The sequence below is a fragment of the Emticicia sp. SJ17W-69 genome (assembly GCF_051209875.1).
In the GTDB taxonomy this organism is placed as follows: Bacteria; Bacteroidota; Bacteroidia; order Cytophagales; family Spirosomataceae; genus Emticicia.
Window position 1 is genome coordinate 3965713 of sequence record NZ_JBNTQY010000001.1, and the last position, 13797, is coordinate 3979509.

At 38.5% G+C, this 13797-nt stretch carries 4 protein-coding genes; all 4 read right to left on the bottom strand.

What is annotated here, in order from left to right:
* On the bottom strand, window positions 1-1395 hold the full coding sequence (hslU, locus tag ACQUQZ_RS16045; protein ID WP_435356040.1) for an ATP-dependent protease ATPase subunit HslU: 1395 nt from the start codon (window positions 1393-1395) through the stop codon (window positions 1-3).
* Window positions 1396-1794: 399 nt separating this feature from the next.
* Window positions 1795-3807, bottom strand: coding sequence for a T9SS type A sorting domain-containing protein (locus ACQUQZ_RS16050; protein WP_435356041.1), 2013 nt, complete (start codon window positions 3805-3807; stop codon window positions 1795-1797).
* 834 nt (window positions 3808-4641) lie between these two features.
* The gene (locus ACQUQZ_RS16055) at window positions 4642-8142 is read right to left on the bottom strand and encodes a hypothetical protein (protein WP_435356042.1); all 3501 of its coding nucleotides are present in this window, start codon (window positions 8140-8142) and stop codon (window positions 4642-4644) included.
* Window positions 8143-8285: 143 nt separating this feature from the next.
* On the bottom strand, window positions 8286-13535 hold the full coding sequence (locus ACQUQZ_RS16060) for a beta strand repeat-containing protein (protein ID WP_435356043.1): 5250 nt from the start codon (window positions 13533-13535) through the stop codon (window positions 8286-8288).
* Window positions 13536-13797 lie beyond the last annotated feature (262 nt).

The following is a 13797-nucleotide window of genomic DNA, read 5'->3' on the forward strand; positions in this document are numbered from 1 at the left end:
TTATAAAATATACTGGCTTAAATCTCTATTTTTTACTAATCCTGAAAGTCTTTCCGAAACTAATTCTTTGGTTATCAATATTTTAGAACCAATTTCTATTTTATCAGGAACATCAAACATGATTTCATTGAGCAAATGACTCATAACCGTTTGGAGTCGTCTTGCACCGATATTTTCTACGTCGCTATTGGCTTGAAATGCTATTCTGGCAAGTTCACGAAGAGCTTCATCATCAAAACTGAGCGTTACGCCTTCCGCTTCAAGCATGGCTTCATATTGCTTGGTCAAAGCATTTTTGGGAGCTTTCAAAATTTGATAAAAATTATCTTCGGTCAAACTTTCCAATTCTACTCTTATTGGGAAACGACCTTGCAATTCAGGAATCAAATCTGAAGGTTTTGACACATGAAATGCACCCGCTGCCACAAATAAAATATGGTCAGTTTTCACCGTTCCATGTTTTGTATTGACTGCACTTCCTTCAACAATTGGTAGTAAATCTCGCTGCACACCTTCACGGCTCACATCTGCTCCACCCGACTTACCACTTGCATTTGCAATTTTATCAATTTCGTCAATAAAAATAATCCCTAAATTTTCAGCTTTCCATATTGCCTCTTCCTTTACTTCATCCATGTCTATCAGTTTTGAGGCTTCTTCTTCCAATAATATTTTTCGAGCTTCGGCAATAGTCAATTTACGTTTTTTGCCACGTTTTGGCATCATTCCACCTATCATTTCTTGGATATTCATCATCGACATATCATCAATAGGCCCGCCCATCACACCAATATTAGGCATTCCGCTGCTTTGAACATCAATTTCTACTTTTCTGTGGTCGAGTTCGCCATTGCGAAGTTTGCCTCTAAAAGCTTCACGAGTTTTTTCGTTAAGTAGAGTTTCGGTATAATCTTCAATTTCTTTTTTGGTTTCAGCAGGAATAAACCCTGTATCTTTTTGGTCTTTTACAGGGGGAATGAGAATATCCAAAAGCATATCTTCTACTACATCCAAAGCTTTGGCTTTTACTTCTTCTTTCTTTGCCAATTTTACCATATTGACCGATTGTTCAACCAAATCTCTTACCATACTTTCACAATCACGCCCTACATAACCAACTTCGGTAAATTTTGAGGCTTCTACTTTGATAAAGGGAGCATCAGCAATTTTTGCTAAACGACGGGCAATTTCTGTCTTACCTACACCCGTTGTACCAATCATTAAAATATTATTTGGAATGATTTCAGAAACCATTTCAGCAGTAGCATTCATTCTACGCCAGCGATTTCTTAAAGCAATAGCTACATTACGTTTGGCATCTTTTTGACCAATAATGTATTTATCAAGTTCTTGTACGATTTGTTGCGGTGTGAGGTTTTCTATCTTTTTCGACATCTAAAATTAATTTGAGGATTTGAGTACGATTCGTTGGTTTAACGACTCGAAAGTTCGTCGTGGTGATTTAAAAATTTGCAGGTGCAATTTTTGACATAATATCTTAACAATCAACAGATTATGAGATAATTTTCAAATTAACAAATTTCCAAATCTCCAAATTGAATTACAAAGGTAGCTTTCGTTTGGAGAAAACAAAAAAAGGAACCACAAATTGTGATTCCGATTTCTAAATTAATAAAGTGTGACTTATTTTATTCCATAAGCCGTCACTTCTTCTCAATTAAAATTCCCTTTTACAAGAAGGCCACCCACGCCTAAGTGCCTCCTCGCAGTCCACTCAACAGACAAGGGAGATACTCAATTTGTATTTTTATAGCACAATTTTGAAAATTGCGTTTAGTTGTGCATTACTAAGAACTTATTGCTTGCCATTTTTCGGCCATTGACCGAAAGTTGGTAAAAATAAGTGCCTTCATTCCAAGTCAAGGTACTCACTTTGATAGTTTTGTCATTGTTTTCTAAGCCAAAAGACGCAACTACTGTTCCTGAAAGATTGAAAAAAACCAATTTGGCTATCGGTAAACTTTCAGGTAAATTGTAATCAAGGGTTAGGTGGTCATCTGCTGGATTTGGGTAAAGTGCAGTAATCGTCACTTTGCTGAAATCATCATCAGGCAAAATAGTCACACTTTCACATTTACAAATGTTGTCTTTGAATTTACCATCTTTTTGTGGTATAATTTCAGTCATTGTCAGTTCTCTTTTTGTACTCAAAGCTTTGGTTTTACGATCACGAGCAGCTACAAAATACGTTCCTGCTTGTGTTGGTGTAAATACACTGCCTGTGGCAATAGGTTTAGTAGCATTTTCATCATCAAACCAAACAACATCTGTACCTTTTGCCGAGCTTATTACATTAAAAGTTGGTATGGCTGCTCCGCTTGTAAATGTTTCAACTTGGTTCAAAACTAAAGGTGTTTGTACCCCTGGTAAATTACAATTTGGAGCATTTACAATCTTATTGCTACTACATTTTCCTGAAATATCCGTCGCTACCAAAGTTACGTTTGGCATAAATGCAGGAATGTTTTCAATGGTATAAAAGCTATTTCCATTGGCAACAACATATCCAGCACTCGATTGTAAAGGTAAACGATTCAAACGTTTGAGATAATCAATTGTTGTCGGGAAACCTATGTTGCTGGTAGCAGCATAAATTTGCTGAACAATACTCCAATCGTCATCCAATAATTTTACCCTGATATTATAGCTGTCAACTTTTTTATTACAATAAATTGAATCAATGATGATTTTAGGGCCAGAACAACCTTCAACTGTAATTGGACAACAACTTCCCACATTACAAGAACCAACGAGTTTGGAAAAAGTATATTCACCTCCTCTTAAAATATTCAAAGAACTATCCGAATTAACAGTGGCAATATCAGGCGAAGTATTTTTGTTAATTTCTTCATACACACCCGAAGAAACATTTTTATAATACCATTTTACCCCTGCATACGATTTAAGAGCTACTTTATAATTTTCTCCTCTTTTCAATGATATTGGCACACTTACACAACTTACGCCATAGTCATCACCCCCTTCTGCTGAATTACGAGCCTTAATATCTCTTTCTTTACCATTTTGTTTCCAGATATAAGAAGTTAAATACGACAAACCTTGTTGTGTTACTTTTGCCTTAACAACCAATTTGATGGTTTCGCCTCCATTAATAGCTCCAATACTCCAAAGCCCTCCATTAGAATCATACGCCCCTTTGTCGGAATAATAATAAACAATTTTTAAACTACTACTAAGCAAAGTTTGAATATCAACACCTGTGGCAACTTTGCTTCCCTTATTCATGATGATGGTTGTGAAAGTCACCGTTTCATCAACTTGAGGATTATGATTATCTACTGCTTGAATTAATTCTAATAGAGAATACTCAGCAAGTGTGGCAAAATTGACATGCTCTAAAGTGATTGTTTGTTCGGCAAAACAAGTTTCCGAATTATACATTCTGACTGTATAAGAGGTATAACTTTCAGGATTTGCTAAGCCTTTGATCTCGATTTCTTTTTTGATTGGGTCAATTAATGTTGCATTCGCATAAGCCGCAGGTTTAGCTCCTTTTTCAAAAAAAGTATAGCGTTTAGCATTCTGAATGTTTGAGATGATTAATTTAGCATCGCTCACATTTGGCAATGTAACATCAACACTTCTCAGTGTGAATACAGGTGGCATACACGCTGCTTTCGTCAATTTGACTCGACCTTTGCTTGGATTGAATCGTGCTTGTAAATCGTAGTTATTTGAGCTTAATAATATAAAACCCGAAAATAACAACAACATTACAAGTAGATTACCAAAGGTACGCTTTAGTAAACCTTGAAAATTTTGCATATAGAAAACTCAATAGCGTTTATAGAAACTCAATAGCGTTATAGTAAATTCACAGCAATAGTAAAACTCAATAGCAATTTGGCAATAGTGCCTTTTTAATATGGTTGGGACATAATTAAAAAAAAAGGGGACATTTAGTATTGATCACAAATGATACCGAAAGATAAGTATTTTTTTAGAAAAAATGATTAAAAGGTGTCGTTTTTTGATTGCTCAAAGTTGTTTTATTTTCTTAAAAAGAATTTTTTATAAAATTCAATAAATAATTTGGGAATTTTTAAAGCTCTGTTCTCTTGAAAAGCACTGGTATTTTTCTGCCCAAACTTTCTTTTTAATTCAAACCCCTTGAAATCAGAGGTTTAATCGAATTTTGTTTTAATTTGAAAAACAATGGCTGTTATTCAAAAAAGTGCTTTAATCATTAAGCCTATACAAAAATCGTAAAAGAAAAACGTTACAAGTGTAGTTTTCGATAAACTGCTTAATTTGTAACTTTTTTGGACAAAAATAAGGTATAGAAAAACCTAAGAAGTCGATAGCTAATTGCTAAAATTATTTTAATAAAAAAACATAAAACACTTATTATCAACTATTTAACAAAAAAAATACATCGACTTAACAATTTCAAGTATTTTACTACTTAACAAAAAAAGTATGTAATGGTAAAAGTTTACTCCAAGAGGTAAGTTCTAAAAGTGTAAAAAAAAAACTCATTTTTATTTTAATCTATATCCAGCTTACAGCCTTTAAGCCATAAGCTGGATAAGATATTTATAGGATGTGTGAACTTTACTTTTACTAAAAGACTAACTCACATATCGAGTATTATTTATGTTACTTCGTTTTGGTAACTGTTGCTGGTTCGCAATAACCTCCTGGACAACCACAATCGGTTTTTGTAAGTGTTGCTACACGGTCAATAGTACAACCAAATGAGTTTTTGATTCTAACTGTATAATCTTGTGATGCTGTTGTTGGGTTATTCAAATTACTTGCAAATACGCCACCAGCTGGGACAGTTGCATAAGCAGTTGCTGTTGGTGGTGCAACATAAGGATTACCTATGCTATACGAAACTTCATCTGAGTTACGATATCTTGTCAAAATCAATTTAGCATTGTTTTGAGACACGGTTCCGATACAAAGTGAGTTTACTGGGATAACAGTTGCTACTGGAAGTGGATTAACTGTGACAGGTATTCCTGACATTCCTGACTCGCAACCAGTTCCTGGAATGGATTGAGATACATAGTAGTAAGTCAAACCAGCCGTTGTAGTTGTTGGCGTCGGAGCAGTTGTTGATGTTGAACCTCCATAATACCAAATAACTGTATTTCCATTTTCAGTTCCTGCCGTAAGTGCAATTGCTGATGAAGTTTTTCCTTGTTCTGTTTGGCAATAAGCTATTGCATCAACTGTTGGTGCACCTGGTGTACGGTTTACGATTACGATAGCATCATCACGATTCGATTCGCAACCAGTTACATTGTTTTTCTGACTTACATAATAAATGGTTGTACCTGTTGTATTCGTCAAAGGAACCGGTGTTGTTGTTGTTGTTCCACCCGTTGAGTTTGTGCCATACCATAGGAATGTATATTGATCTACACCTGTAACTTTAAGAGCTTCAGCAGCTACACCCTGGCAATAAGTTTTGTCTTCTGCTTTTGGTGCTGCTGGTTTCTCATTAACCGTCACTACCAATTCACTACGATGAGACTCACAACCTGTTGAGGTTATTTTTTGACTAACATAATATCTTGTTACTCCTGCAGTTGTTGGATTCACAATTTCTGCTGTTGTACTACCATTACCACCTGTTGAGAGATTACCATACCATTGTAGGAAATCAGCCCCTGAAAGTTCTGCTGTAAGTGTTACTTGAGGGTCTCCAGCACAGAATGTTCTTGCAAGTACTGTAGGAACATCTGGTAATGGATTCACTATTACCACTACTGATGTACTTGCCGAACAACCTACACCATTCGTGATAGTTACATTATATGTACCACCGTTTCCGTTACCAGTATTGCCAGCAATTGCATTTGCAATAGTAGGATTAGCTATATTGCCTCCTGTGAAACCAGCAGGACCACTCCAAACATAATTTGTAGCACCAGTAGGCGTTGCAGTCAACTCAATTGTTCCTTCTGCACAAACAGGGCTATTAGATGCAAGTGTTGGTACTGGTGTTGCACGAATCTCAACTGGGATAGTAGAACGGTTTGATTCACATTTGTGTTCATCTTCTTTCCAACTAACATAATAATTGGTTGTTCCAGCTGTATTGGTTGGAGCTATGTCCTTCGCTGTTGAACCCGTTCCACCAGTTGAGTTTAAGCCATACCATAATACTGTGTATCCTGTGCTACTTTCATTAATATCCAAAGTGATTGGTGCTGAATCTTTACAAGCAGATACTGGTAGTACTTTTGGAGCAGCAGGTTTAGGATTAACAGTTACAACCAATTCCGAACGATTTGACTCACAACCAGTTGTGTTTACTTTTTGACTAACATAATATCTTGTTACTCCTGCAGTTGTTGGATTAACTACATCTGGTGTCGTACTACCACTACCACCAGTTGAGCTATTTCCATACCATTGTAGGAAATCAGCACCTGCAATGGTTGCTGTAAGAGTTACTTGTGCATCTTCAGCACAGAATTCTAAAGCAACTACCTTAGGAGCAGATGGTTTAGGATTAACAACAACTGATGTAGTTGCAGTAGCAGAACATCCTACACCATTTGTTACTGTTACTACGTAAGTGCCTGCACTTGTAAGTAATGCACTTGCAATAATAGGTGTAGCTGTACTTCCAGTAAATCCATTAGGGCCACTCCAAGCATAAGCAGTAGCACCTGCTGGGGTTGCTGTGAAGTTAATTGGACTTTCTTCACAAACTGGACTGTTTGATGCGAGAGTTGGAGTCGGCAAATCTTTGATTTCTAAAGTCAATGTTACAGAAGCTTCGCAATTCTCATGTCCATTTTCATACGCTTTCAACTTATATTGATAAACACCAACCGCTGTTGGGAATGCAGTAAATGAAAGTGAAGTTTGTCCTGCAATAGCTGTTGTTGTTGGATTTGCAGCTCCGTTATCGTTGTACCATTGATATACATAAGTACCATTAGGTGATGTTTCGGTATTTGAAACAGTAACTGCCGCAAAAGTTGCATTGAAACAAATTGATTGAGCAGTTGGAGCAACCAAAACAGGTGGCTTACCAGCTTCAACACTAATAGGGCAACATCCACCACTTGCACAAGCATTTGGTCCAACAGTCATGCTATATGAATATTCACCAACGGCAAATACAGTCATTGAGCCATCACCATTCAATCTTACGCCATTGCCAGCAGCATTACCAGCTGTCAGCTCTGTTGTACCTTTAAACCATTTAATGCCTGTATAGCTTGGTAATGTAATAGTGTATTCATCATTTGTACAGTAATCAAATGGTGTAGAAATACACACTGAACCAAAATCATCTTCACCTGCACTATTTGAAGGATTAGTAACTGAGGTTGCTCTTGAGTCAAAATCCGTTTCTGTTTCTCCAGTTAAGTCAGCAGTTAAATATTTTACACCTCTTGTGCTTACTGTTCCTGTTAAAGTTAAAGTTTTTGTTGTAGAACCATCATTTGCTACATACACAGGAACATTTCCAATAGTCCATTTTTTAGTGGTATTATCATAAGTACCATTAGCGGTTGTTCCAGTAACACCAGTAAGACCTGCAGGAATACCTACGGTATATTCAACTCCAGAAGCAGGTCCTGTTCCTTTATTTTGAACTGTTATTGTGATTGAAACAACTGTTCCTAAAGCAACAAAGCCAGCAGGCGTTTTGGCTACTGTTACTTCAATATCAGGGGTTAATGGAGCAGAGTTAAAGTTTACATATTCTAAAGTAAATTGCTTGTCGGTATAACAAGAACCATCTTCTGAAAAAACCCTAATGGTATAAACCCTTCCTGCTGTTTCAGTAAGTGTTGGTGTAGCTAAGGTCTGTGAGATATAGCCACCTGTAAGTGTCGAAAATTTAGGTGCGGCTGCATAAGCAGGACCAGTATAAGTTGAACCTTCTGAGTAACCTACTCTATTATCTCCTGATAATGCACCAGAAATTCTGATTTTTGCATCATTAGAAGTTGCAGTACTCGCATCTTCACTTACTACTGTGAAGGGAATAGGAGAAGTACATGGTGTTTGTGCGAAAGCAACCTGCTCTAAGAAAAGCGTCAAAACGCTAATAATCAACAGATTACCCCATCTATAAAGCCATCTATGATTGACTTTTAGCATGTTTGGTAAATTTTCTTTCATTTGACAATTGAGTAATTGAGTAATTGAGTATTAATAATTGAATTTGAGTGCTTTATTGATTGTTTTTGTGTTCTATTCTATCCATTTGACAAAAACTGTACCACTTAATCATTTTTTTATAAAAAAAATTAAAATAAAAAATATTACTTCGTTTTAGTAATCGTTGCTGGCTCACAATAACCTTCTGGACAAGCACAAATCACTTGCGTTGTCTGTGCATTTATATCAGCCGTACAGCCATATATATTTTTTACACGAACAGTATAAGAAGTAGTAGTATTTGATAAACCATTTGCAAAAACGCCCCCAGCAGGAATGCTATTAAAGGTTGGTGTTGTCGAGATTGGAGAACCATAAGCTACTGTATCTGTATCACGATATTTATTTAAAATAAGCATTCCATTATCTCTCGAAACGCTCGCCAAACAAACAGCATTTACAACGATTACTTCTGCATTAGGAATTGGATTCACTTCTACCCAAACACTTTTTGTAATACTACATGAAGCACCAGAGTTGATAGTCAGTGTATATAATGTTGTTACGGTTGGATTAACTGTAATTGATGATGTTGTTGCTCCCGTACTCCAAGAGAATGTTGCAGCACTATTTAATCCAGTTGGTGTTAATGTTGTTGATTGGCCTGCACAAATCGTTGGAGATGTAAGGGTAGCTGTTGGCATTGGATTGACTGTAACCAATACACTCGATGTTGTGGTACATCCGCCTGTTCCTGCCGTTGCTGTAATGATATATTGTACTGTGCCTGCTACTGTGCTACTTGGATTAGTCAAAGTCTGTGCGATCGTTGCTCCTGTGCCTGCACTCGCCCCTGTGATGCCTCCAGTTATTGTACCTAATGTCCAACTATATGTACTCGCTACACTTGAACTTATGCCTATCGATGGGGCTGTCCCGCTACAAATTGCAGCATTCGAGGCTGTAATCGTTGGTAATGGATTTACTGTAACCAATACACTTGCTGTTGTGGTACATCCGCCTGTTCCTGCCGTTGCTGTAATGATATATTGTACTGTGCCTGCTACTGTGCTACTTGGATTAGTCAAAGTCTGTGCGATCGTTGCTCCTGTGCCTGCACTCGCTCCTGTGATGCCTCCAGTTATTGTACCTACTGTCCAACTATATGTACTCGCTACACTTGAACTTATTCCTATCGATGGGGCTGTCCCACTACAAATTGCAGCATTCGAGGCTGTAATCGTTGGTAATGGATTTACAGTTACACTGGCACTCGCCGTTGCTGTACATCCGCCTGGTGTACCTGTTACGGTTACTGTATAATTAATTGTACCTACTGTACCTGTGGGTACACTCAAAGTAGAACTTGTTGCTCCTGTACTCCACAAGAAACTTGATCCATTACTCACTGTTGGTATCAATGTCAAACTTGTATTTTGACACACTGTTTGGTTTGTTAAACTAACGGTTGGTTTTGGATTGACTGTAACCAATACACTCGCAGTTGTCGTACATCCGCCTGTTCCTGCCGTTGCTGTAATGATATATTGTACTGTACCTGCTACTGTGCTACTTGGATTAGTCAAAGTCTGTGCGATCGTTGCTCCTGTGCCTGCACTCGCTCCTGTGATGCCTCCTGTAATTGTACCTACTGTCCAACTATATGTACTCGCTACACTTGAACTTATTCCTATCGATGGAGCTGTCCCGCTACAAATTGCAGCATTCGAGGCTGTAATCGTTGGTAATGGATTTACTGTAACCAATACACTTGCTGTTGTGGTACATCCGCCTGTTCCTGCCGTTGCTGTAATGATATATTGTACTGTGCCTGCTACTGTGCTACTTGGATTAGTCAAAGTCTGTGCGATCGTTGCTCCTGTGCCTGCACTCGCTCCTGTGATGCCTCCAGTTATTGTACCTACTGTCCAACTATATGTACTCGCTACACTTGAACTTATTCCTATCGATGGAGCTGTCCCGCTACAAATTGCAGCATTCGAGGCTGTAATCGTTGGTAATGGATTTACTGTAACCAATACACTTGCTGTTGTCGTACATCCGCCTGTTCCTGCCGTTGCTGTAATGATATATTGTACTGTGCCTGCTACTGTGCTACTTGGATTAGTCAAAGTCTGTGCGATCGTTGCTCCTGTGCCTGCACTCGCTCCTGTGATGCCTCCTGTAATTGTACCTACTGTCCAACTATAAGTACTCGCTACACTTGAACTTATACCTATCGATGGAGCTGTCCCGCTACAAATTGCAGCATTCGAGGCTGTAATCGTTGGTAATGGATTCACGGTTACCAAAACACTCGCTGTTGTCGTACATCCGCCTGTTCCTGCCGTTGCTGTAATGATATATTGTACTGTGCCTGCTACTGTGCTACTTGGATTAGTCAAAGTCTGTGCGATCGTTGCTCCTGTGCCTGCACTCGCTCCTGTGATGCCTCCTGTAATTGTACCTACTGTCCAACTATATGTACTCGCTACACTTGAACTTATGCCTATCGATGGGGCTGTCCCGCTACAAATTGCAGCATTCGAGGCTGTAATCGTTGGTAATGGATTTACTGTAACCAATACACTTGCTGTTGTGGTACATCCGCCTGTTCCTGCCGTTGCTGTAATGATATATTGTACTGTGCCTGCTACTGTGCTACTTGGATTAGTCAAAGTCTGTGCGATCGTTGCTCCTGTGCCTGCACTCGCTCCTGTGATGCCTCCAGTTATTGTACCTACTGTCCAACTATATGTACTCGCTACACTTGAACTTATTCCTATCGATGGGGCTGTCCCACTACAAATTGCAGCATTCGAGGCTGTAATCGTTGGTAATGGATTTACAGTTACACTGGCACTCGCCGTTGCTGTACATCCGCCTGGTGTACCTGTTACGGTTACTGTATAATTAATTGTACCTACTGTACCTGTGGGTACACTCAAAGTAGAACTTGTTGCTCCTGTACTCCACAAGAAACTTGATCCATTACTCACTGTTGGTATCAATGTCAAACTTGTATTTTGACACACTGTTTGGTTTGTTAAACTAACGGTTGGTTTTGGATTGACTGTAACCAATACACTCGCAGTTGTCGTACATCCGCCTGTTCCTGCCGTTGCTGTAATGATATATTGTACTGTACCTGCTACTGTGCTACTTGGATTAGTCAAAGTCTGTGCGATCGTTGCTCCTGTGCCTGCACTCGCTCCTGTGATGCCTCCTGTAATTGTACCTACTGTCCAACTATATGTACTCGCTACACTTGAACTTATTCCTATCGATGGAGCTGTCCCGCTACAAATTGCAGCATTCGAGGCTGTAATCGTTGGTAATGGATTTACTGTAACCAATACACTTGCTGTTGTGGTACATCCGCCTGTTCCTGCCGTTGCTGTAATGATATATTGTACTGTGCCTGCTACTGTGCTACTTGGATTAGTCAAAGTCTGTGCGATCGTTGCTCCTGTGCCTGCACTCGCTCCTGTGATGCCTCCAGTTATTGTACCTACTGTCCAACTATATGTACTCGCTACACTTGAACTTATGCCTATCGATGGAGCTGTCCCACTACAGATTGTAGCATTCGAGGCTGTAATCGTTGGTAATGGATTGACTGTAACCAATACACTCGCAGTTGTCGTACATCCGCCTGTCGTTGTTGTTGCAGTTATTATATATTGAACTGTACCTGATGATGTATTGCTTGGATTGGTCAAGGTTTGTGCGATCGTTGCTCCTGTGCCTGCACTCGCTCCTGTGATACCTCCTGTAATTGTACCTACAGTCCAACTATAAGTACTCGCTACACTTGAACTTATTCCTATCGATGGAGCTGTTCCACTACAGATTGTAGCATTCGAGGCCGTAATCGTTGCTAATGGATTCACAGTTACATTAACTGTTGAAGTTGCACTACAACCATTCCCATCAGTTACAGTAACTGTGTATAATGTAGTTGTTGTTGGATTGGCAGTCGGGTTGGCAGTCGTTGTTGATGATAAACCAGTTGCTGGACTCCATAAATATGAATATGGATTTGTACCTCCCGTAGCTGAAGCATTAAGCGTAGTTGAGTTACCATTACAAATTGATGGACTTGCTGGTGTAACATTAACAGTTAAAAGAGCTGGTTGTGTTACAACAGTTGTTGCAGTCGCAGTACAACCTAAATAATCTTTTGCTGTAATTGTGTAATTTCCTGCAGTTAAAGAACCAAATGCTCCAGTTGATTGAAAAGTTGTTCCATTTTTACTAAATTCATAAGGTGTCGTACCACTTGTAGCCGATGCAGCAATTGAACCATTGCTTCCTCCATAACAACTTACAGGAGAGGGTGTCAATGTTAAAATTGGTAGCGGAGCTGCAATTACTCTAATTGGACAACACCCACCACTTGGACAGGAAGTGCCACTAATATTAACTTCATAGGTATAATCACCAATTGAAAGAATTGTTAATGAGCCATTGGCATTAAGCGTATATTCACTGTTACTGCCTGTGATGAGCGTACCATTTTTATACCATTTTATTCCTGTATAAGAAGGCAGTGTAATAGCAATGGTGTTTCCATTACAATATTCATAAGGTGTGGAAACACAGGCTGTACTTTGATCATCCTCACCTACATTTGTTGTCGTTGGACTTGAATCTAAATCTGTCTCAGTTTCTGCTGTTAAATTCGCTGTGATAAATTTCAAGCCTTCTGTAGTAGATTGAGTATTAGCAAATGTCAATGAAACAGTTGTACCTGTTGCTAATGAAGGAATAATCCATTTTCCTGTTCCAGCATTATAAGTACCTACTGAGGCAGTTGCTGTTCCAACAGTTATTCCAGAAGGTATCGTGATAGTTACTTCAAGACCTGTTGCAGTTGCTGTACCTTGGTTTCGGACAGAAACAGTTGTTGTAAAAGCTGTATTTTTAGTTACAAATTGCCCACCATTATGAGCTACGATTACATCTATATCTGGCTTGGTTGGAGTTGAAGTAAAATTGATTTTCTCAAAACTAATGCTTTTATCGGTATAACAAGTCCCATCAGGCGAATAGACTCTTATATAGTAAGTCTGCGTTGTATTGGGAGCATTGGTTTTAATATAGCCATTTGTAAATGTGGAAAATAAAGCTGCATTAGTAAATTCTGTATTCCCTGAAGGTGCAGCAAGGGCCGTAGTCGAAACGACAATTTTATGACTCGCAGTGACATCGCCATAAAGTTTTATCTTTCCATCGCTTGTAGATGAACTACTTACACTTTCAGTTGAAAGAAAATAGACTATCGGACTTGCACAAGGGGTAGCTTGGGAAAAAACCTGGTGGATGGTAAGGAACAAGAAAATTGGTAAAAAGAATAGTGTCTTTTTGCAAAATTCCCTCCTTACAATCAAATTTTGGACACTTCTTTTCATGATTCCTAATTTATTATATATGGGTTGGTTGCTTGTATGCCACTATGTTTTAAAATCACCCTTCTCAACTGATTGTGATAATTTGAAACATTTATAATTGTTTTTAAAAAAAATTGTGTAGAGATGCGTTTAAACAAAGAAAGAATAGCAGCGATACTCATTCGTATGCGACTATTCACAAGAAGTTCTGTAATAGAGCTATAAATCCAATATTTATTCAACAAAGTCATTTCTTTGTCTTAATATTTATGTTTTATTAGTA